The sequence below is a fragment of the Thorsellia kenyensis genome, assembly GCF_042432445.1.
GTDB classification, from domain to species: domain Bacteria; phylum Pseudomonadota; class Gammaproteobacteria; order Enterobacterales; family Thorselliaceae; genus Thorsellia; species Thorsellia kenyensis.
Window position 1 is genome coordinate 48,618 of sequence record NZ_JBHLXE010000070.1, and the last position, 21,757, is coordinate 70,374.

Genomic DNA, 21,757 nt, shown 5'->3' on the forward strand with positions numbered 1-21,757 from the left:
AAAAGTTCACTGATGGTTTGCTCATTCCTGAAAATTCTACCCTTCATTTTTTTAACTGTTAGAATTAATAGCAACTATTTAATTACTTAATTTAAATAGTTTTTACCTAACACTTAGCCAGTTAATTTATCCAAACCGTCTATTTTCCATGAATTTCTTCTATTAATTTCATCAATATCATCTATTAAATACAAAACTTTTCAATTATAATGATTAGTCAATTAACACCTAAAAGTAGCTCGGTATCCTCTCAACTTTTTAATTGCCTTTAGTGAAAAAAATTAAAATTTAGACTGACCGTGTTATGTTGTTAATGTGTTAATTAGGTCATTTTTTAACTCTGTATCTAGAATCGAATTTTTCTACATACATTCATTTGACTCCCCTTAAAATAAACCAGTCCTTTGATTCGAATTTGAGTGGTTCTAATTTAAGTGGTTTTTTACTCTTGCAAAATATTCATAACGCAAAGAGTCCATACAAAAGGCATAATATGAAAACACAATCTAAATCAAAAAAATCACTCGTTGCTGTAGGTGTTCTTGCTGCCATTACACTAGGTTGGCTAGGGACAACATACACTATAAGCAATAGCGTAGAACAACGTCTTGGTAACTACGTAGAGACCTTAAATCAACAAGTACAAAGTGAAGATTTATTCTTTGTAAAACCTAAATTTATTTTAAAAGAAGTGAATTCCTCTTTTTTTAAAAGTGACTTTATCATTTCTGTAGAAATTGAAAATTTTAAGAAATTTATTGAAACACAAAAATTAAAATCTAGAAAAGCAACGAGCAATGCTGAGTTTTCTGAAGAATATTTTAAAGAAGAGGAAGCCCGTATCAAGGCTTTACCTGATTTCATAAAACTTTTTGATGTTAAAAATATTGCAACTCATGGCCCTTTTCCTAAAATCACTGAATTCAATTTTACTCCCGGTGTCATGAGCATTGATTCAGTTACGACTTATAATGATTTAAACGCTGAAGTAAAAAATTTCACTAAAAGCCTTAAACTAGACGATAAAACATTAGCTAGCATAGAAAATCATCAGGTATTTAGCGCTAATACCATGATTCCCTACAGTAAATCAATTAGCACCACGCTACAAGCCTCTCCATTTGATTGGACTATTAATAACACTGTGATCAAATATGAAGGCTTAAACTTAACATTTAACGGTGCAGCTGATTTTGATTTAAACATAAAATCTGGCAAAATCGGCTTAACGGATTTACCTTCGCGTGAAGGGTATGAATCTGAAGAAGCTTTCAAAAAAGCATTGGCTCAAGTGGAAGAAAATTTTACGCTCAACGGATTGACTTTTGTCCAAAAAAGACAATCTGGAGACATAACGACGGGTTCAATTAATCTCTCTTTTGAGCCTATACAATTTAAGGCATTGAGTTCTGAAACTGATGAAAACCAAAAACCTCTATGGAATACTTTGAGTTTTGAGGGATTAGATGTCAACTATGAAAGATCTAAGAATGATGGCCTTACATTCAATGAAAAAGCTAATCTGATTATTAAACCCGCGACTTTTAACGCAGTGGAATATGATTATTGGAATGATGGGACAAAAGTAATCACAGGTAATAGCTCAGTAGTTGAAATGGTCGCCGATTCGAAAAGCATTCCAAACGGCTTCTTATTAGCTGGTCGTGAAAGCTACAAAGCCGATTTTAAATTAATAAGAGAAGCTTTATCAACTGGTGACCTAGAAGTTTTAATCAAGCTAAACAATTGGACATCCATCGCAAAGACTATAGAATTATACCGTCAACTCGCAGGTACATCGACAGCCGCAATCAAGCCTTTTGAAATTAATGTTAAAGAAGAATCAAGTGATCCTGTCGATTTAAATATTAAATTAGGTGAAATCTCGACTACGTTTTCTAGAGAATCGACGGATACAAGTAAGCCTTTAGTATTATCAGCTAAATTAAATTCACTTGATGCGAAAGAAACCAACAAAAATTTCCATATTTCTTTAAAAGATTATTCATTGAGTTCAACTATTCCTCTACAAAATTTTTACCCGTTTAATATTGATTATTCTATAGGTAATACGTCATTTAACATTGAGAATAGAAATATATTTACTACAGATAATATGAGAGTTGCCTTAGGTTTGGTTGAAAATGAAAAATCCGTTGATATCAAGCAGCATTTCAGTGGTAAAAATATCTTAGTAAATTCAGTAGATTTTGGCAGCTTCGAGCTTAATGAAAATTTAGAGAACTTTAACAAAGAGTCTTTTAATCAACTGCAAGATGTTTTTATTGAAAGTTTGAAATTAGCACTAAGTAACCAAGATCTATTTACTCCGCCACAAGACATTTTCATAGAAAATTTAATGGCAAAAGCACCAGCAAGCTTAGAAGGTTTGCTTTCAAATGGTCTGATATTTAATAAAAGTCCAAACACCTTTAGCTCAAAAGCAGGTAAAACAGATCTTTCTTTGGTCGTTAAATTAAAACCAATAACAAATCAATCTATTGCTGAAGCATCTAGTTCTATTGATTCTGCTGTAGCTCTGATTGAAAATCTAAATTTTTCACTTGATGCTGACATCAATTATCTTGCAGATACTGGGGCTAAGTTCCAATTACTTGCCTTTAGCGGTGGAGAAACTCCTGAAGCTGAGATGATTGATTCGACTCGCATGCAGTTTGCAGGAATGATCCCTCAAATGATCTCATCAAGCCCTGCTGCATCAATCATCAATGTCACTGAAGATAAACTATCTAGTAAGATTGAAGTAAAAGATGGCAAAATAACTGTCAATGGGCAAGAAATGACGCCTGATGAAATTTTAGGGCTTTTGGGCTTGTAAGACTTAGATTTTAAAATTTCATTGCGCAACAAGTTAAAATAAATCGATTGCGTCATTTACAATAGGCGTTGGAAATAATCCAACGCCTTTTTTTACATGTTATTGTTGTTTAATTGTTTTCAGATGGCGTCATACTGAGTATTAAGAAGTTTTTTCAGTAATATAAACATTTTTAATTATTGACTTCTCTAACTAAATTTAGGAATTCAGTCTTATCCGACACTCTCTTCTTCAGATCATACAATCGATAGAAAAATTTCATCGTTCACCGCAGTTGCCCAAAGGAAGTCTGCTTCCTTTAACTGTTCTGATACATTTTGCCTTAAGAGACTAATACCTTAACTATTACTAAGCTCAATGATTAGCCCAATAAAATTTAATTTATGATTCGTATAAATCATCAACATACTTTATTTCATCAGCAGGGACAAGATTAACTGTCTCGGTTGTCTCAGACCAAAGTAACACGACTTTTTTTTCTTTAAAGAGCTGCCTTACCTGGCTGATTTTAGTCTTAAGTGGAACCTCTTCTTCTCCATAATCAGTGCCCTCTCTTAAAATAAATTCAGTAATAATCGCATCAAGTGTATCACTTTCAATAGATTCCCAAGGTATTATCATATGTCCCCTATCGTTGCGCTTACAAGAACTAATCTGAATATAGAGATTAACAAATAAATTATGATTTAGGTGGGTTTTTCGCCCAAAATCCCGCTAAAATAGAACCTGAAACATTATGCCATATGCTAAATATTGCACCAGGCAAAGCACTTAATGCAGAGAAATATTTAGCGCCTAGTGATGCTGCTAACCCTGAATTCTGCATACCTACTTCAATAGCCACTGTTCTTGCTACTTTTTCATCAAATCCAAGTAGCCGGCTGATAGTATATCCAGCAATCAACCCTAAACCATTATGTAACACAACACCTACAAATACGAGTAGACCAACATTTTTAATGTTCCCTTGGTTAAGCGATACCACAATAGCAATAATCAAAACAATAGAAAACATAGAGGCTGTTGTTAAAGCATCTCCTAGGCTATCTAACTTGTTTTTTAATAATGCATTACCCACTCCACCTAGAACAATAGGGACAAGGATAATTTTTACTAAATCAATTAAAATGCCTTTAGAATCTATCTCAACTTGACTAGAAAGATAAAGTGAGATTAATAAAGGCGTCATGATAATTGATAAAAGAGTTGAAACGAGTGTCATGCTGACTGATAAAGCAACATCACCTTTTGCAAGATAAGTCATTACATTAGATGCGGTACCACCAGAAACAGCGCCAACTAAAATCATACCGATCATAATCTCCTCACTAAATCCCATCACTTTTGAAATAACTAGGGCGAATAGTGGCATCAATAAAAATTGCAATGCCACAGTAATAATTATAATTGTTGGTTTTTTTACAACTCGCTTAAAATCATCTAAAGACAAGGTTAAACCCATAAAAAACATAATTGCCATTAATAAATAGCTAATGATACTTTTTAAAGATGTAAAGATTGTAGGGAAATAAAAGGCTATTGCACTCAATAAAATCGCCCAGAAGGGGAACAATTTATTAATATTTTTAAGCATAGGATGGCTCCATTTGTATTGTATTAAGTCAAAATTGTGAAAGAAAAAGGAACATGATAATTATGCCCAAATTTTTCTATACTGTTCATCCACAAGTCATAAAAATCTAAGTCGTTCGGCATTTAATTGCGTGAACTATCTATAAATAGGCACAATCGGAACTTGTCAAAAACAATAACTTGTCTTAATCTTTCTTTGCATCATACAGAAAAAGCTGCAAGAGCAGCTTTTTCTGTATGTTGATACTATTGTTAAACGATAGACAAAATCAAAGATTGAGGGAACATTAATCCATTTTTTTTAGTAAAATAGATCCATTTGTACCACCAAATCCAAAAGAGTTACACAGCACATATTTTAGATTGCTTACCTGTCTTGCTTCGTGAGGTACATAATCTAAATCACATCCTTCTTCTGGGTTATCTAGGTTAATAGTAGGAGGCACAGCACCATCTCTTAATGCAAGGACAGAAAAGATGGTTTCTATAGCCCCTGCGGCACCTAAAAGATGCCCTGTCATTGATTTAGTGGAACTTACCATGACACGGCTTGCCTCTCCAGTAAAAATAGATTTCACTGCAGCAGTTTCAGCTTTATCTCCAGCTCCTGTTGACGTACCATGTGCATTGACATAGCCTACCTCAGAAGGTGTGATATGAGCATCCTTGAGCGCATTTGTCATAGCTAAAGCAGCGCCTTCACCATTTTCAGGTGGTGATGTCATATGATAGGCATCACTACTCATACCAAATCCTACAACTTCTGCATAAATTTTCGCTCCACGTGCTTTAGCATGTTCATATTCTTCGAGCACTAAAATACCAGCACCGTCACCAAGAACAAAGCCATCACGGTCTTTATCCCAAGGTCTACTGGCTTGTTCTGGAGAATCATTTCGGGTCGAAAGTGCTCTAGCTGCACCAAATCCACCAACACCTAAAGGTGTACTTGCTTTCTCCCCTCCGCCTGCGAGCATAACTTCTGCATCGCCATGCATAATAATACGCGCTGCGTGCCCTATATTATGCACACCAGACGTACATGCTGTTGCGATAGTGATACTTGGGCCTTTAATGCCATAAATAATACTTAAATGGCCAGAAATCATATTCACAATGGTTGATGGTACAAAGAAAGGACTGATCTTTTTAGGACCACTTAGCACGAGTGCTGCATGATTTTCTTCTATCAGGCCTAATCCACCAATTCCAGATCCGATTGCACATCCAATGCGGGCTGCATTTTCTTCTGTTACTTCAATACCTGCATCTTGCATAGCTTGTATACCTGCAGCAACACCGTATTGAATAAAGAGATCCATTTTTCTGGCCTCTTTACGTGAGATATTATAATCATCACAATTAAAATCTTTGACCATACCAGCAAATTTAGTTGAGAATGGTGTGGTATCAAAATGATCTATTAGGCTTATCCCACTCTGACCGGCTAATATGGCTTGCCACGTGGATTCAACTGTATTGCCGACAGGAGTGAGCATGCCCAGACCGGTCACGACTACTCGACGCTTAGACACTGCGCCCTCCAAGGTTTATTAAGGTAGGAGAAAAATAATAAGAGTATATAAAGCGAGGCGATCAAAGATCGCCTCTAAAGCATTTGATTACTGCAAATTAGCATTAATGAAATCGATTGCTGCTTGAACAGTAGTAATTTTTTCTGCTTCTTCATCAGGAATTTCAGTATCGAATTCCTCTTCTAAAGCCATAACTAATTCAACTGTATCAAGTGAGTCAGCACCTAAGTCTTCAACAAAAGATGCTGAGTTAACAACTTCTTCTGGTTTAACACCTAGACGTTCAACAATGATATTCTTAACACGTTCTTCGATAGCGCTCATACTTGTAAATTTCCTATCAAACTTCGCTTGCGCGATGGTTCTTGTAATTTATAATGGAAGAAAAAATCAAACAGCTTAAAAAAATAAGCTAACACACATTCTACACTATTTTGCGATAAATTAGCAAAATTATACAAAAAAATGTGTTAGATTATACCATTATCATGCCACCATTGACATGAATGGTTTCACCATTGATGTAGCCGGCTTCATCAGAAGCTAAAAAAGCGACAACATTAGCGATTTCTTTCGCCTCACCCAAGCGTCCTGCGGGAACTTGAGAAAGAATGCCCGATCTTTGTTCTTCCGTGAGTGCTCTGGTCATATCAGTTTCAATGAATCCAGGAGCAACGACGTTTACCGTAATACCACGAGAAGCAACTTCTCTGGCTAACGATTTACTAAAACCAATTACACCAGCTTTCGCTGCAGCATAATTGGCTTGCCCAGCATTGCCCATAGAGCCAACAACTGAGCCAATAGTTATGATACGACCAAAACGTTTTTTCATCATGGAACGAATCACAGCTTTTGAAAGATGAAAAACTGAACTTAGGTTGGTATTAACAATATCATCCCATTCAGACTCTTTCATACGCATCATTAAATTATCACGCGTAATACCTGCATTATTAACTAAAATATCTATTTCACCAAATTCTGCACGGATTTTTTCTAGTGTTTGCTCAATAGATGAGCTATCTGTCACATTTAATACAAAACCTTTACCGTTTTGGCCTAGATATTGACTGATATTTTCTGCACCAGATTCAGAGGTAGCGGTACCTATAACTTTGGCACCACGCTCAATACATTTTTGTGCTATTGCCTGCCCTATACCACGGCTAGCTCCAGTGACTAATACAATTTTACCGTCTAAATTCATGTCATATTCTCTTTTTTGTAGTTTAAAAAAATCTAACAAATACGTCAAATCAAACTAAGCATTTAATTGTTGTAATGCGGTTTCTAATGTATCAGGCGTGTTAATACAAAAAGCCTCTAAACGCGCATCTATACGTTTAGCAAGTCCAGTCAGAACTTTTCCTGGTCCTAATTCATATAATTGCGTTACACCACTATTAGCTAAAAATTCCATACTTTGCGACCAAAGTACTGGATTAAATAATTGACGTGTAAGTGCATCTAAAATGACATCACTTTCAGTTGCGATAGCCACATCGACATTATTAACAACTGGGATAACAGGCGTTTGTATTGATATACCAGCCAAAGCAGCTTTAAATTCTTCGGCTATGGGTTTCATCAATAAACAATGTGATGGTACACTAACAGGCAATGGAAGTGCCCTTTTCGCACCTTTTTCTTTACAAAGAATATTCGCACGTTCAACTGCAGCTTTATCTCCTGCGATCACTACTTGGCCTGGAGAATTAAAATTAACAGGACTGACAATTTCGCCCTGCGCAGCTTCTTCACATGCTTTTGCTATCTCTTCATTCGACAAACCAATAATCGCTGACATAGCACCAGCACCCTCAGGTACTGCTTTTTGCATTAATTGGCCACGTAATGCGACTAATTTAATTGCATCTTTATAATTTAAAGCACCTGCACAGACAAGTGCCGAATATTCACCTAGACTATGCCCTGCCATATAGTCTGGACTACATCCATTTTTTTCTACCCACAAGCGATAAATAGCCGTAGATGCCGCAAGCAAAGCAGGTTGTGTTTTTTCTGTTTGATTTAACTCAAGTTCAGGCCCCATTTGGGTTAATGCAAAGAGATCGTAACCTAATACTTCGCTTGCTTCATCGAAGGTATTTTTAATTATAGAATTTATCTCAGATAAAGCATTAAGCATGCCTACACTTTGTGAGCCTTGCCCTGGAAAAACAAATGCGATTTTACTCATAATCTATCCTACTTAAGCACTATTAAAATTTAACTAACGCTGAACCCCAGGTAAACCCTCCACCAAAGGCTTCTAGCAAAATAATTTGTCCACGTTGGATACGTCCATCTCTCACTGCTTCATCAAGAGCAGTAGGTACCGAAGCTGCAGACGTATTACCATGTTTATCGAGGGTTATAACTACTTTTTCCATTGGCATACCTAATTTTTGGGCGGTGGCGGAAATTATTCTTAAATTCGCTTGATGCGGTACTAACCAATCAATTTCACTGTCTTTTATGTTATTTGCTTTTAATGTTTCTTCAACTACGTTAGCTAATTCAGTAACGGCAACTTTGAATACTTGATTTCCAGTCATCGATAGAAAGGCTTTATCAGTGGGTGTATCCCTTTTTTGATTTGGTAAAGTTAACAATTCCCCAAATCTTCCATCGGCATGAAGGTGCGTAGTTAAAATACCTGGTTTATTTGATTGCCCTAAAACAACTGCACCTGCACCATCACCAAATAAAATGACTGTCCCTCTATCAGTTTTATCAACGGTTTTAGACAATGTATCAGCACCAATTACCAGTGCATGTTTGACCATGCCTGTTTTAATGAATTGATCTGCAACACTAAGCGCATAACAAAAACCAGCGCAAGCTGCGGCTATATCAAATGCAGGAATATTTTTTATACCTAATTTATTTTGTATTTCGCATGCTGCGCTAGGAAATTGATGGGTATGAGAAGTCGTCGCAACAATAATAAGATCGATCTCTTCTTTTTCAATACCAGCCATTGATAACGCATTTTTAGCTGCTAATTCACCCATAAATGTAACGGTTTCATTTTCGCTAGATATTCTTCTTTCTTTAATGCCAGTGCGGGTGACAATCCACTCATCAGTAGTTTCCACCATTTTTTCCAAATCCATGTTTGTTAATTTTTGATTAGGTAAATAACTTCCTGTACCTAATATTTTACTGTAAATTTTATCTGACATAGATTGGTTATCTCACACTATTTAATTTTATTTTTAAATCAAAGAACAATAAACTGGAAAATTGGTATTCAATTAAATTAATTTCGAAATTTACTTACTAGAAAGAGGGTAAATCGATTTAGAAATTAACTTTGGTACTATAAAAAACAAATCCTAAGCATTTCAACAGAAACAAAAGTGAAATAGCTTAGGATTTTTTGAATGATTACTTGTTGATTACTTTACGACCACGATAGTAACCATCTTTAGTAACATGGTGGCGCAAATGAGTTTCACCACTTTCTTTGTCTACAGAAACTGCTGCTGTTGTTAATGCATCATGTGAACGACGCATACCACGTGCTGAGCGAGTAGGTTTGTTTTGTTGAACTGCCATTATAAACTCCTAAACTAATTGAAATTTTAAGCACTAAAATTAGGCTTAATGTTTTTTTAATTGTGATAATACTGCAAAAGGATTTTCTTTATCAGTATCTTCCTCTATTTCACCAAAAGTTCTGACTAATTCAGGTACTTCACATGATTCAATATCATGCTTGGTAAAAGTAGGTAGTGATAATAAAAATTCATCTTCAATTGCATTTACAAGATCAACTTCACCAAATTCATTAACCAAGATAGGCTCATAGTCATAAGGTAATTTGTCTGCAAACGCGATTTCTTTAATTGGTGAAAGTAAAAATTTGACATCAATGTGTTTTTTAAATTTTTCATTACACCTTTGGCAATAGACAACTACATCTACGCCGGCTTTACCTTCAATAACTACCCTCTTTTCTAGATCAAACTGAAAGGAAACAGAAATATCTATGTCGCTTTCAATTGATTCAACTGAATCACCTAAACGCTCTTGAAAAAGAGATTTGGTATAGTACCCTTGAAAGTCTAAACGTTTTTGAGCACATTTTAACGCATCAAGGGTATGGGGTAATTTTTGTTCAAAATTAATATCATTTGTCTTCATAGGGCGCGCATGATAACCGTCTATGAGAAGATAGTCAAAAATAAATATTAGCGACGATCACCCATAATACGTAAGAGCATGATAAATAAGTTAATAAAATCTAAGTATAAAGTTAAGGCACCAAAAATAGTATATTTTCTGAACGTTGATGCATCATTTTCATCAATTTGTTCACCAATTTCCTTTAATTTTTGGGTATCATAAGCCGTTAAACCAACAAAAATGATAACTCCTAAGTAACTTATGAGCAGATTTAATCCAGTATTTTTTAAGAATATGTTAACTATACTGGCAATGATGATTCCGATAAGTCCCATCATTAAGAAACTTCCCATTTTAGTTAAGTCTCTTTTAGTGGTATAACCAATAAATGTCATGGCTCCAAACATACCTGCCGCTGTAATAAATGCTCCTGCGACAGAAGATGTAGTATATTGCATCATTATAGCAGAGAGTGTTACACCCGTCAGCGCAGAATACAACATAAACAAAGCTGTTGCTGCTGAAGCACTCAGTTTTTTCATCGCTGCAGAAAGAGCAATAACAATACCAAATTGTGCACCAATCAGTAGAAAAATAATCATACTGTTTTGCGATAAGAAAAGTCTAAATGCATATTCATTCATCATTAAGAAGTATGATACAACAGCAGTTAAGGTGATTCCAGCAAACATCCAGCCATAAACACCTGACATGTAGGTTTGAATAGAAGATGCTCTGTTTTGAACAATTGATCCGTTAGGATCTCTTCCAAATTGATTCATTTTGTATTCCTCATTAGGCGATTAATATGAATTAAATAAATTTAAATTAGATAAATTGAAATTAAACAAAAATAACTTGTCACGTTACTAATTTACCACACATTGATTTTTTTTTCAGCATGAAAAATTCTTTTTTTTAATTTTTTTCATAAGGATCTCCATCCCCTTCTTTTCGAGTCTTTAACAGTTTAAGAATCCATGTATATTGAGATAAATTGTCTTTAATTAGTTCTTCTACTGTACGATTCATTAGAAGCGCTGAAGTCATTTCGTCAGCTACAAGCAAATCATTATTCAAAGGTGGGAGTATATTAATTTTTAATCGATGTGCTTTCTGGCAATAACTAGGAAATAGTGGAATTACTTCTGCTCTCGTCACTTTAACTAATTTGCCTAATGCTGGCAGTGTCGCTTTATAAGTGTCAAAAAAATCAGCAAATACACTAAATTCAGGCCCATGATCTTGATCTGGAAGATAATATCCCCAATATTGTTGTTTGATAGATTTAATGAATGGTTTAATACCATCATCTCTTGCATGCATTCTGCCGCCGAATCTTCGTCTAGCATAATTCCATAAATAATCTACCAATTGATTTCTTTGGTTATGAAACATAGCTGCCATAGGATGGCCTTTTGAAGCAAATAGCATCGCTGGAATGTCTACAGCCCAGCCATGTGGTACCATAAATATAGCATTTTTCTTGGAAGCAATTAACTCTTCAATTATCTCATAACCAAACCAATCGACTCTTTTTAACACTGCTTCAGGAGATTTGATACTCAGCTCGACCATCATAATCATAGCCTGAGGAGCTATTGCAAACATATCATCTATTATTTTTTCTCGCTCTTCTACAGAAAGTGTTTTAAAACAATATGAGAGATTTGCTTGTGCTCTTCTTCTTGCACCTTTTGCTAAGCGACCCACTTTAATACCTAGCCAACTTAACAATGGAGCTCGCATCTTAGCAGGTATGCAGGCCATGAATACCATCATTAGTACTGCTAGCCAAATACCCCAATACCTAGGTGATAAAAAAGCGAGTTTAAACATCGGAATAAACTCTTTTTTGCTTGTAGTCGTAGGTTCTTTTATTTTTTGCATATTATAAGTGAATTACCTAAGAGTGCTTTGAATCATCAAAGCACTGGAGAAAACTTATTAGAATTAGAAAATGAGTTTGTCTTTTACTGGAGCTACGTAGTTTTCAAAAGCTTTTTTATCGCTTGAAGACATACTTTCAGTTCTTGGAAGGTTTGCTTTTAAAGGATTAACTGCTTTGCCATTAATCCAAATTTCATAGTGTAGATGAGGTCCAGTCGAACGACCTGTATTACCCGAAAGTCCAATTTTTTGACCTCTTTTAACTTTTTGACCTGGTTTTACATGTAAGGATTTAAGATGCATATAGCGAGTTGTGTACTGACCATTATGCTTAATAGCAATATAATTTCCAGCTGCACCCTCCCTTTTTGCATGCGTTACTACACCATCACCGACTGCCAAGATAGGTGTACCTATCGGCATAGCATAGTCCACACCATTATGAGGAGCGATTCTTTTGGTTACAGGATTTAAACGCCTAGGATTAAAATGAGAGCTCACTTTAAAAGATTTTGACATTGGAGTCCTTAAAAAGCCTTGAGATGGTGCGTAACCTTTAATATCATAGAAATTACCATTCTCAGCTTGAAGAGCATAGTAATCCTTACCATCAGTATTGATTCTGACGCCAAGCAACTGACTTTGTTCTAAATCACCGTCAATTAATTCACGTGAAACAACAGCAACTAGCTTGTCCCCCTTTTTGAGTGACTTTAAATTGAACTGCCAACTGAGCGCTCTGTTCATCTGAGCTATCTCTTTTTTGGTCAGCCCTATTGATTTTGCGGCTTCAGATAAGCTGCCTTGGATTTCACCTTGTAGTGTTTTTTCAACCCATTCACCTTGAATAATGTCTTTAACTTCTTCAAATTGATTGCCAACTAATTCATAAGTTCTAGTTTCTCTTTTAGATACAGACCACTTTAGTAATTTAAGCCCACCGTTGTCATCTAGCTCCCAGCTTAAAGTCTGACCGATACCCATATTACTCAATATTTTATTATTTTTAGTTAATTTAGAAATATCAGATAAATCCACACCGTACTGATTTAGAACACTACTCAATGTATCCCCTGACTGAATAATATGCTCATATTTTCCAAAATCTGTTATCGGTGGGCTACCGCCTTCACTTTCAGCAGGATAAGGAAGAACATCATAGAACTCTGAATCAGGGCTTAGAACAAATGAAGGATTATCACTGGAACTCAAAAATACTTCAAGGCCATCCATGAAGTCATACCTACCTTTTTCATTAGGATCGAAAAAAGCAAGACCAACTGTAATAATAGTTAAAGAGACAAGCAGGGCTCTATGCACAATAGGCATACTAGTATAAGTATTAGCTGATGTTTGTAGTATTCTAATTGACACTTAAAAATCCAATCTAGAGGTTGATAAATCTAAAAAATCATGAATTTAATATTTCTCAAATCATAATAATCATTTTATCAACAAATTAATTATAAAAATCTGCCCACAGGAAGTTGAATCAACCAACTAAACCAGCAATTTGGCTTTAGAACATTGCTTGTTCAGCCCCGTTTTGCATTTAACCTATTACATAATTTGCTTTTAGTTTATTGCCCCTGCATGAGTAGGCCTAGTTGCCCTTAAGTTTTGCCATATATTAACTTATGGTCATTAACAATTAACAGCCGTACAACAGTCATAAACCTCAACATTATACACTATCTTCAGAATAAGCTTTTAATAAATCACAATATTTTACTTTAACTGCAAAATCCACTATAGATAAACTGGTGAATAATCAATTTACTTGTTTTATTATGTTTTAGCTTGCTTTTCGTAACTAATTTTACGAAATATTTTTAACTGGTAAATATCACCCAAAAGTATCAATTGTTTAGCTTTTTACCTTAATTGACAAAGCATTTTAAGCTAGCCTCTAAAAAAATCTACCCAATAGAAATCAAGATGCAGTTTTTACTAATCTATAACACTCACCGAATGGCCATTAGGATACAATCTGCAACAGCAACTTGAAGTAACTGTAGTATAGTCTCTTTTACTTAACAGAACATGAATACATTAATCAATAATTCAATTTATATTTCAATAGTAAAATTTACACTGATTTAATTAGACTTATTTTTTTTAAAAAAGTTCCCCAAAAGATTACGATCAATTTAAAGATCAAATTCTCTAGGCCATCCATATGATATTCTTCGTATTCCTCGACTTTGCTTAGATTAACTTTATAAGTATTTCACTATGATATCTGTTATTTTTAATGTAATATAGAATGACAGACAAGGGAATAATTTCCGACAATATATAGCTGTCAAAATATACTTATAAGTAAAATTCTGAGAGAAAATATGCAGCAAGAACATGACCTTCATGAAAACTTAATCATCCTTGAGACAAAAGTTGCTTATCAAGACAGAACGATTGAGCTTCTGAATGAATCTATTATAGAACAACAATTTGAATTAGAAAAATTAAAAAAACAAATTCACTACTTAAGTAAAAAATTACATAGCATTGAACCTTCAAATTTGGCAATGCCTCATGAAGAGACACCACCACCTCATTACTAAAATTTCAATTATCTTTGTGTTTATTCTGATGATAAGAGCTGAAAGATCAAGCTATCATTTGCCTTTATTTGCTTTTGTAACTTAAGCCTTTCCGCTCTTAATATTGTTTTTAAATCATGTAGCGCTTTTTCAAAGTCATCATTGATAATTATGTAATCGTATTCTGCATAATGTTCCATCTCGCTAATCGCTTTTTGCATCCTAAAATTAATGACTTCATCACTGTCTTGTCCTCTGCCTTTTAATCGCCTCAACAACTCATTTTTTGAAGGGGGCAGAATAAAAATTGATACGGATTCTGGCATTTTGCCGCGAATTTGTCTTGCACCTTGCCAATCGATATCTAAAAAAACATCCACACCAGAGTTTAAAGTTTCAAGGATTGATTGCTTTGAGGTACCATAAAATTTACCAAAAACTTCTGCATACTCAAGAAATTCATTATGGGCAACCATTTGATGAAAATGCGCTTCATCAACAAAGTGATAATGAACACCGTTTTGCTCGCCCTCTCTTTTGCTACGGGTTGTATGCGACACTGAAACTTGTGCATCATAACGTGGTTGTGTTTTCAAAAACGCTTGAATAAGGCTAGATTTACCAGCACCACTAGGCGCGGAAATTATATATAGTGTACCTAACTGACTCATGCTTAAACCTATTTTAACAATGATAAGAGTGATTAATTATCAAACACTTCAAGAAGTTTGAATTGAATACATACTAAAGGCATATCGTAGGAAAACATATTAAACTCTTCGAAAAAAGCACGTGTTTGATTTTGCCAATAGGCTAAGGACAGATCCCCTTCTCCTTCAGCCCTTGCATGCTCTTCATCCACTTTCAAAAAAGTAGTCACTTTTACATGTGTGACCTCAACTGAACATGCGGGTTCAGAGTCTGCGCCTATGATAATAAATGCATCACCAGCTTCAGGTAGATTATCAGCTTCATATAAAGTACATGTAGCCGTCTTGACTCCTAGTGTGATAAGTTCTAGTAAATGCTTTGTTTCTTCTTCGGTGTAACCGAATGTCCATCTTTCAACATTATCATAGATAGCCGGAATTTGTTTCATATGCAGATCCCTTTAAATGGTATGCTTTAGTTTACTTACGTTTAGTTTAGTTTAGTTTAGTTTAGTTTCAGTGTATCTAATTAATAAAAGCAAATTCAACAACATTAATTAAAGTGAAAACAAAACGTGGCTACATAAATCAATGCTTCATAAAACACCTCAATCGACTTTTTTCTATGAAAGCATTATAATTCAAATTCAATAAAGAACATCATTTTCTGTTAAACTATGGAAAAAAACAAGCATAGTATGAAATACTGGCAGAGGATTATAAAATGAAGCGCGCAATAAGAATAACATTTACTTTAATAAGCTTAGTTTTATCTGGAATTCTGCTTATCTATTTTTTGCCGCAATCCCAGCAAGTCGCACCTTGGTTTGCAAAATTTTTATCTAAACATAATGAGCTTACCATCAATTTTAGTCATATTGAACATAGTCTATCTCAAGCAAACACGATAACGATACATAATCTAGCCATTAAGTCTGCTGACGATGAAAATATATTGACAGCGCAAAAAATGATTGTTTCTTTTAATTCATTAACTGACTTTTTTACGCTTCCTACTCAAGAATTTTTGAATTTAAAATACCTTTATATTGAAAACGGCCATATTAATCTTTCTAAACTTCCATCACAAAGAGTCATCCATATTAAAGAGTTACAGCTAAAAAATGTAAAATATGAAACCGTGATAAACTCATTTAAGACACAATTTATCGGCCTTAGTGGAAAATTCAGTGATTGGATCAATAATCGTGCAGATTGGTATGACAAAACTAGTGAGTTTAATTTGTATGCTGTAAAGGTCGTTTTTTCTCGAATTGATGACCTCTCTAAGATCCCGTCTGATACTAATAACAACTTACTGCCTTCCTTAAATTCTACCCATGCCCTGAACACTATTTTTGGTGATCGATTTAATGTTTCTAACCTAACATTAAAGGGTAGAATACTTGATAAAGTTTTGTTTTTGGATATTTTGGGTTTTGATTGGTTAGATGGAGCAATTTCAACTAACGGTCGCTTTTCTAATGACTTATGGAGAATAGATACTTTATTTATTGATAATATTCAACGTGATTTTAATATTGATATTGATATGAGTAGGCTGGATTTATTGAATAAAAAAATTCAAATCAAAGAATTAACAATCATTAATTCTACACTTTCTGGAATAAATTGGGCATTAGAAGATTTGTATTTCAAAGCAAAAAATATAGATCTTTCGAACGGAAAGATAACTAAGTTGAATGATAATACCGAGAGCCTAATTGAATCAACCGCAAATAGATTACTTTTTGATGATTTAATTTTGAATCAGTTAAATATTTCAACTGAAATTAAGAAAAATAAATGGTTGTTAAATACCATTAGTACCTCTTTGCTGAATGGATTTATCTCTTTTAGTGGTGTTATTGACTTGCAGAGCAAGCATTTAGCCATTGATAAAATGGTTGCGAATGATTTTAGTTTTACTATCCAAACATTACCTAATTCATTGGGTACACTATTGAACTTCCTTAATCCACTGAATGATTTATCAATACAAATACTTCAAGTTAAAAATTTTTCGCTACAAAGTACATCTAGTAAGTTACCCTGGCAATTTAGAAACTTAACGCTTGAAGGTAAAAATATCAAGTTAAAAGAAAAAAGTGTTTATCAATTATTCAATGGTATTTTTAATGGTTCCATGGATAGATTTTCAATTAAAAAAATTGATATGAACAAAGGATTATCCTTTACCCTGCTTTCAGATAGGCAACAATTCTATTTTAGCAACATACACAGTGCAAATAGCAATGGTTATATTAATATTCCCAAATTAAGTATATCTAAAACATCTCCTGCAAAAATTGATTTATCCTTTTTAGCTCAGGGGATTGATAGTGATATTTTTACGCATTGGCATATACCCTCTTTTAATATAGATAGTAAGGTATCAGGTAAAACTATTGATATACATGCGCATGTAAGAGGAGTAATACCGGGTAGTTCGACAGTAAACTCATTATTAAATAAAACAACTGAGATCTTACCAAATTTCGATTTACCTAAATACTTAGGTTTATCTGGAGAGATAGAGGCTTCAAATAGCGCTGATTTTGGTGTTAACAATCAGCGATTTAATATCATACAGCAATACGTTGATGGAAATATAATATCAAGATCTGAAGAACACTTACCATCACTTAAATCACTTGGCGATGAAGTTAAGAAAGTTCCCCAAAAAGAAATGATGCATCCAGAAAAGATTTTAGAAATTTCTACCAAGGCCCATCAAGAAGTTGATTTTATTTTTGAACTCTATCAATCTATTTTTTCAAATGCCATTGATTTAAAAATAAACAAGCTGAAAACTGCCCCTTTTTTTGATAACATCCCACAAGATGTTAATGAAATTGAGACAATTCCTAGTGAGTAAATCAATACATAAGCCATTGAGATAAATAAATAGATTACAAAAGATCGTAGTTGAGAATTGAATAGATTATAAGAATTTAGGACACTAAAAATAGATCTCTAATGAATCAAATTTAATATATGTTCAACTATTTTCTAGTTCATTTTGCAACGAAAGCCATTCTTCTTCTGCAGACTCTAAATTATACTTTATCTCAATTTGCTGCTGTAATATATCTTGAAGTTTCGATTTATTCTCTGGTTCATAGAGTGAGTTATCTGATAACTTTTCTTCTAACTCAGCCAATAATTTAGCTTGTTTTTCAATTATTTTTTCTTGTTCAGTTATTTTCTTTCGTATTGGTGCTGTTTTTGCTCTTAATTGTGCTTCAATCTTTTTTTGATCTTTTCTACTGATACTTAGATTGTCATCTTCTTGCTCTTTTATCGCGACTAAATTGGATTGCTCTTTTGCATTGATTAGATTATTTTTTTGTTGCTCAGCAATCCATTTTTGGTAGTCTGCTAAGTCACCTTGAAATATTTCTACTTGGCCTGCATCAACTAGATAGAATTCATCCGTAACAGCTCTTAATAAATGTCTATCATGTGATACTACAATCAAAGCGCCTTCAAAACCTATCAATGCATCAGTTAAAGCATCGCGCATTTCTAAATCGAGATGATTTGTTGGCTCATCTAATAGTAACAAGTTAGGTTTTTGCCAAATTATTAAGGCGAGTACAAGACGTGCTTTTTCTCCTCCTGAAAAAACCCGCGTAGGTTCTAATACTTTATCACCTTTAAAGGCAAAGCCTCCTAAAAAATTGCGTAATACTTGTTCATTTTCTTTAGGGGCAATTCTTTGCAAATGTAATAGAGGTGATCCTTCTGGATCGAGATACTCTAATTGATGCTGAGCAAAATACCCTAATGCAATACCTTTTGAGTGGGTAATATTTCCTTCAATAGGGGCAATTTCTCCAGCTAATAATTTAACCAACGTTGACTTCCCCGCACCATTACGGCCCAGCAATCCAATTCTTGAACCTGGCACGAGGTTCAATTTGATCGATTTTAATATAATTTTATCCGCATACCCTGCGCTGACTTTTTCCATTTGCAAAATCGGGTTGGGTAAATTTTCTGGCTTCGGGAACTCAAAATCAAAACCTCTATCCACTTTCAAAGGGATCAGTTCATCCATTTTTTCTAGCATTTTAATACGACTTTGTGCTTGTTTTGCTTTAGATGCTTTGGCTTTAAATCTATCAATGAAGCTCTGTAAGTGTGCTTTCTTTGCTTGTTGTGCTTCAATCAAAGCTTGATGTTGAGCCAATTTCATTGCCCTTTGCCTCTCAAAACCACTATAATTCCCAGTATATTCAAACATTTGTTGATTTTCGATATGAATGATTTTGTCGCATATAGGATCAATAAAATCTCGGTCATGAGAAATTAATATTAATGTTCCAGGGTAAGATTGGAGCCATTTTTCCAGCCAAATCACCGCATCCAAATCCAGATGATTCGTCGGCTCATCTAAAAGTAATAAATCAGAACGGCACAGCAATGCCTGAGCTAGATTAAGTCGCATTCTCCACCCACCTGAAAAATCTTTTACTGGTGTTTGGAGCATATCTTCAGTGAATCCTAAGCCAGCTAGCAATTGTGAAGCTCGAGAGTGAATTGTCCAGGCTCCAATGACATCAAGTTGCTCGTGTAATTTTGCAATACGCATTCCGTCATTGTTTAGCGTTGCTTTGTCTAGCGCAGATGATAATTCTCGATATTCCCTATCACCATCCAGCACATATTCAAGTGAACTGATATCTAAAGCGGGTGTCTCTTGTAATACCCAAGCCAAAGACCAAGTAGGTGGAATCTGAATCTCTCCTTGCTCTGGATTCAATTCTCCTTTTATTAGAGAGAGTAGTGTTGATTTACCACAGCCATTTTTTCCAACTAAACCTACTTTTTGTTTTGGATTGATTACTGCTTGGCTATTGTCTAAGAGGACCTGTAGGCCTCGTCTTACTTGTAAATCAATAAATTTAATCATTTCAATCTTTACCTAATAATTATCGCGTGATATGTCGCTTTTATTTCATGTTGCAAATTTACGTTTCTCTGATTGCGTTTAAGAACACGTATTTAATTACTTATGATAACATTTTTATTCCTTATTTAATGCCTTTTTATCGCGTTCTAATGATCCACATTTTAAACTCATTGTTATTCTACCGCTTTTCATCACTTTCTGATGCCAATATTGACTTAGCATAACGTTGAAAGAGACAAATTACTTTTTTGTCAGTTCATTTAATTTTACGTTTGATTAATATCAAGTCTATTGGTTCAAAATTAAAATGAGTATTTTGAAAACTAGCAAACAAGCAGTCTTTTCAGAATAATACTTGACTATTTCTCTTCAATAGCATCCTACAAAACATAAATACTTAAATACAGTGGATGTCAGCATATTACTCTCTGGTTTTTTGAAAATAAATAGCTTAAAATATAAAAGCCGTCAGACTATTTATCTGAAATGGTGAGGGGCTTGCACTTTGCAAGTCAGTTATTCAATTCAGCTATCATATCGAACTGTATTTCGATGGTGATATTGGAGTTTATTATGGTTTACGTAGGTCTACTATGTTACGCATTGTGCGTTCTTCTTGCTAATATTTTTGTCACCACCTTTGTGTACTTTGATAAAGTTCCTGTTATAGAGCACATTCCCTATATTGAAACACTACCTTTAAGCATTGGTACTATTTTTTTTGGGGCTATATTCACACTTAGAGACCACTTACATCGCTCAGGGTTAAAATATGTCTATATCGGAATTGCATTATCACTATTGGTTACTTTAACTTATAACTACTATAATGATATTCCTGGCCAAATTATTTTTGCTTCTTTCTTCTCTTTATTTTTAAGTGAATTAACTAATACTGCTGTTTTCCAACGCTATATCCATCAAACATGGTATAAGAAAGTTTTAAAAAGTAATGCAGCCAGTGTACCAGTTGATAGTACTTTGTTTGCTTTTATGGCATTCTACGGAACTGAACCTATAGATTTTATATTAAAGATCATTCTTGCAGACATCATTTTCAAATTTTTCTTTGCAACTTTAGTTATACTTATTCCTAAAGACTTTTTTAGAAGCAAAAAGAATATCGAAGCCGCGAGACAAAATGAGTCAGCTAATGCAAATTTAGCTTTTTCAAACGCAGTTCAAGAGAGCAATAAATAAGGAAATTATGTGGACATTGAATCTTCATATAATGGCTTGTGGATTAAAACAATTACAAATCCACATCCAGAAATCAGCATGATACAGACACATATTGTAGATTTACCTATACTGTGTCCTAAGAGCCAAAATCCTATGCAAGGCTCTACTTTAAAAATAACCTATGATGCAAAATCTTATTTATTAGAATTATTTGCCCTTGATAAATATATTAAAGGATTTATTGGTCATCAGGTTGTGAGAGATATTGAATACTTTGTGCAGGTAGTTGCAATGGATTGCGCTAAAGCTCTAGCTAATGAAGTTACTGTTGAAGCAGATATTATTTTAAATACCGCTCCACCCTATGGGCTATCTCAAAAACAACATATAGTCATCAAGGCATCTCCACAAAATTAGAGTAATTAAAATATTATAAATATCAATGTGTTATCAATAATAGGGTTTTATAA

Annotated in this window: 20 protein-coding genes; 5 read left to right on the forward strand and 15 right to left on the reverse strand. The window is 34.2% G+C overall.

The features are described 5' to 3' along the window. Nucleotides 1-493 precede the first annotated feature (493 nt). A complete protein-coding gene (locus ACFFIT_RS06035) occupies nt 494-2,839 on the forward strand; it encodes a DUF945 family protein (RefSeq protein WP_385876749.1) in 2,346 nt (781 codons plus the stop codon). 381 nt (nt 2,840-3,220) lie between these two features. On the opposite strand, the gene ACFFIT_RS06040 is transcribed toward ACFFIT_RS06035, so the two are convergent. The 12 genes from ACFFIT_RS06040 to mepM all read right to left on the reverse strand — a co-directional run bounded on the left by ACFFIT_RS06040 (nt 3,221) and on the right by mepM (nt 13,368). Beyond that, entirely contained in the window at nt 3,221-3,460 is a 240-nt protein-coding gene (locus ACFFIT_RS06040) for a YheU family protein (protein ID WP_385876750.1), read from the reverse strand. 58 nt (nt 3,461-3,518) lie between these two features. Then, on the reverse strand, nt 3,519-4,433 hold the full coding sequence (locus ACFFIT_RS06045; protein WP_385876751.1) for a bile acid:sodium symporter family protein: 915 nt from the start codon (nt 4,431-4,433) through the stop codon (nt 3,519-3,521). Between the two features lie 286 nt (nt 4,434-4,719). Further along, nucleotides 4,720-5,967 carry a beta-ketoacyl-ACP synthase II gene (gene fabF, locus ACFFIT_RS06050; protein WP_385876752.1) on the reverse strand — a complete coding sequence of 416 codons (1,248 nt, stop codon included), beginning with the start codon at nt 5,965-5,967 and terminating at the stop codon, nt 4,720-4,722. 87 nt (nt 5,968-6,054) lie between these two features. After that, nucleotides 6,055-6,291, reverse strand: a complete 237-nt coding sequence (acpP, locus tag ACFFIT_RS06055; RefSeq protein ID WP_385876753.1) for an acyl carrier protein — start codon at nt 6,289-6,291, stop codon at nt 6,055-6,057. 151 nt (nt 6,292-6,442) lie between these two features. Next, nucleotides 6,443-7,177 carry a 3-oxoacyl-ACP reductase FabG gene (gene fabG, locus ACFFIT_RS06060; protein WP_385876754.1) on the reverse strand — a complete coding sequence of 245 codons (735 nt, stop codon included), beginning with the start codon at nt 7,175-7,177 and terminating at the stop codon, nt 6,443-6,445. A 54-nt stretch (nt 7,178-7,231) separates the two neighbouring features. Next, complete coding sequence (gene fabD, locus ACFFIT_RS06065) at nt 7,232-8,170, reverse strand: ACP S-malonyltransferase (RefSeq protein ID WP_385876755.1); 939 nt, start codon at nt 8,168-8,170, stop codon at nt 7,232-7,234. Nucleotides 8,171-8,192: 22 nt separating this feature from the next. Beyond that, nucleotides 8,193-9,146: a beta-ketoacyl-ACP synthase III gene (locus ACFFIT_RS06070; protein WP_385876793.1), complete on the reverse strand. Its 954-nt coding sequence runs from the start codon at nt 9,144-9,146 to the stop codon at nt 8,193-8,195. Between the two features lie 217 nt (nt 9,147-9,363). After that, nucleotides 9,364-9,534, reverse strand: coding sequence for a 50S ribosomal protein L32 (gene rpmF / locus ACFFIT_RS06075; RefSeq protein ID WP_093321095.1), 171 nt, complete (start codon nt 9,532-9,534; stop codon nt 9,364-9,366). A 45-nt stretch (nt 9,535-9,579) separates the two neighbouring features. Further along, nucleotides 9,580-10,122 (reverse strand): 23S rRNA accumulation protein YceD, encoded by a 543-nt coding sequence (gene yceD / locus ACFFIT_RS06080; protein ID WP_385876756.1) that lies wholly within the window; start codon nt 10,120-10,122, stop codon nt 9,580-9,582. Nucleotides 10,123-10,169: 47 nt separating this feature from the next. Beyond that, nucleotides 10,170-10,886 (reverse strand): Bax inhibitor-1/YccA family protein, encoded by a 717-nt coding sequence (locus tag ACFFIT_RS06085; protein ID WP_385876757.1) that lies wholly within the window; start codon nt 10,884-10,886, stop codon nt 10,170-10,172. A gap of 136 nt (nt 10,887-11,022) precedes the next feature. Beyond that, nucleotides 11,023-11,994 (reverse strand): lauroyl-Kdo(2)-lipid IV(A) myristoyltransferase, encoded by a 972-nt coding sequence (gene lpxM, locus ACFFIT_RS06090; RefSeq protein WP_385876759.1) that lies wholly within the window; start codon nt 11,992-11,994, stop codon nt 11,023-11,025. A gap of 63 nt (nt 11,995-12,057) precedes the next feature. Then, nucleotides 12,058-13,368: a murein DD-endopeptidase MepM gene (gene mepM, locus ACFFIT_RS06095; protein WP_446697450.1), complete on the reverse strand. Its 1,311-nt coding sequence runs from the start codon at nt 13,366-13,368 to the stop codon at nt 12,058-12,060. 968 nt (nt 13,369-14,336) lie between these two features. On the opposite strand from mepM, the gene ACFFIT_RS06100 reads away from it, so the two are divergent. Then, entirely contained in the window at nt 14,337-14,558 is a 222-nt protein-coding gene (locus ACFFIT_RS06100) for a SlyX family protein (RefSeq protein WP_385876760.1), read from the forward strand. Between the two features lie 20 nt (nt 14,559-14,578). Here ACFFIT_RS06100 and gmk read toward each other — a convergent pair whose 3' ends face one another. After that, on the reverse strand, nt 14,579-15,208 hold the full coding sequence (gene gmk / locus ACFFIT_RS06105; RefSeq protein WP_385876761.1) for a guanylate kinase: 630 nt from the start codon (nt 15,206-15,208) through the stop codon (nt 14,579-14,581). A 32-nt stretch (nt 15,209-15,240) separates the two neighbouring features. Next, nucleotides 15,241-15,636, reverse strand: a complete 396-nt coding sequence (locus tag ACFFIT_RS06110; protein ID WP_385876762.1) for an ASCH domain-containing protein — start codon at nt 15,634-15,636, stop codon at nt 15,241-15,243. 275 nt (nt 15,637-15,911) lie between these two features. On the opposite strand from ACFFIT_RS06110, the gene ACFFIT_RS06115 reads away from it, so the two are divergent. After that, nucleotides 15,912-18,065 (forward strand): hypothetical protein, encoded by a 2,154-nt coding sequence (locus ACFFIT_RS06115; RefSeq protein ID WP_385876763.1) that lies wholly within the window; start codon nt 15,912-15,914, stop codon nt 18,063-18,065. 123 nt (nt 18,066-18,188) lie between these two features. Here the strand turns inward: ACFFIT_RS06115 and ACFFIT_RS06120 are convergent, their stop codons facing one another. Beyond that, a complete protein-coding gene (locus ACFFIT_RS06120) occupies nt 18,189-20,105 on the reverse strand; it encodes an ABC transporter ATP-binding protein (protein WP_385876764.1) in 1,917 nt (638 codons plus the stop codon). A gap of 573 nt (nt 20,106-20,678) precedes the next feature. Here ACFFIT_RS06120 and ACFFIT_RS06125 point away from each other — a divergent pair. After that, complete coding sequence (locus ACFFIT_RS06125; protein WP_385876765.1) at nt 20,679-21,305, forward strand: VUT family protein; 627 nt, start codon at nt 20,679-20,681, stop codon at nt 21,303-21,305. A gap of 9 nt (nt 21,306-21,314) precedes the next feature. Continuing rightward, nucleotides 21,315-21,704, forward strand: a complete 390-nt coding sequence (locus tag ACFFIT_RS06130; RefSeq protein ID WP_385876766.1) for a hypothetical protein — start codon at nt 21,315-21,317, stop codon at nt 21,702-21,704. Nucleotides 21,705-21,757 lie beyond the last annotated feature (53 nt).

Bases quoted from the DNA above. Each gene is read 5' to 3' on its own strand.
- ACFFIT_RS06035 (WP_385876749.1), top strand. From the start codon at position 494: ATGAAAACACAATCTAAATCAAAAAAATCACTCGTTGCTGTAGGTGTT.
- ACFFIT_RS06040 (WP_385876750.1), bottom strand. From the start codon at position 3,460: ATGATAATACCTTGGGAATCTATTGAAAGTGATACACTTGATGCGATT.
- ACFFIT_RS06045 (WP_385876751.1), bottom strand. From the start codon at position 4,433: ATGCTTAAAAATATTAATAAATTGTTCCCCTTCTGGGCGATTTTATTG.
- acpP (WP_385876753.1), bottom strand. From the start codon at position 6,291: ATGAGCGCTATCGAAGAACGTGTTAAGAATATCATTGTTGAACGTCTA.
- fabG (WP_385876754.1), bottom strand. From the start codon at position 7,177: ATGAATTTAGACGGTAAAATTGTATTAGTCACTGGAGCTAGCCGTGGT.
- fabD (WP_385876755.1), bottom strand. From the start codon at position 8,170: ATGAGTAAAATCGCATTTGTTTTTCCAGGGCAAGGCTCACAAAGTGTA.
- rpmF (WP_093321095.1), bottom strand. From the start codon at position 9,534: ATGGCAGTTCAACAAAACAAACCTACTCGCTCAGCACGTGGTATGCGT.
- yceD (WP_385876756.1), bottom strand. From the start codon at position 10,122: ATGAAGACAAATGATATTAATTTTGAACAAAAATTACCCCATACCCTT.
- ACFFIT_RS06085 (WP_385876757.1), bottom strand. From the start codon at position 10,886: ATGAATCAATTTGGAAGAGATCCTAACGGATCAATTGTTCAAAACAGA.
- lpxM (WP_385876759.1), bottom strand. From the start codon at position 11,994: ATGCAAAAAATAAAAGAACCTACGACTACAAGCAAAAAAGAGTTTATT.
- ACFFIT_RS06100 (WP_385876760.1), top strand. From the start codon at position 14,337: ATGCAGCAAGAACATGACCTTCATGAAAACTTAATCATCCTTGAGACA.
- gmk (WP_385876761.1), bottom strand. From the start codon at position 15,208: ATGAGTCAGTTAGGTACACTATATATAATTTCCGCGCCTAGTGGTGCT.
- ACFFIT_RS06110 (WP_385876762.1), bottom strand. From the start codon at position 15,636: ATGAAACAAATTCCGGCTATCTATGATAATGTTGAAAGATGGACATTC.
- ACFFIT_RS06115 (WP_385876763.1), top strand. From the start codon at position 15,912: ATGAAGCGCGCAATAAGAATAACATTTACTTTAATAAGCTTAGTTTTA.
- ACFFIT_RS06120 (WP_385876764.1), bottom strand. From the start codon at position 20,105: ATGATTAAATTTATTGATTTACAAGTAAGACGAGGCCTACAGGTCCTC.
- ACFFIT_RS06125 (WP_385876765.1), top strand. From the start codon at position 20,679: ATGGTTTACGTAGGTCTACTATGTTACGCATTGTGCGTTCTTCTTGCT.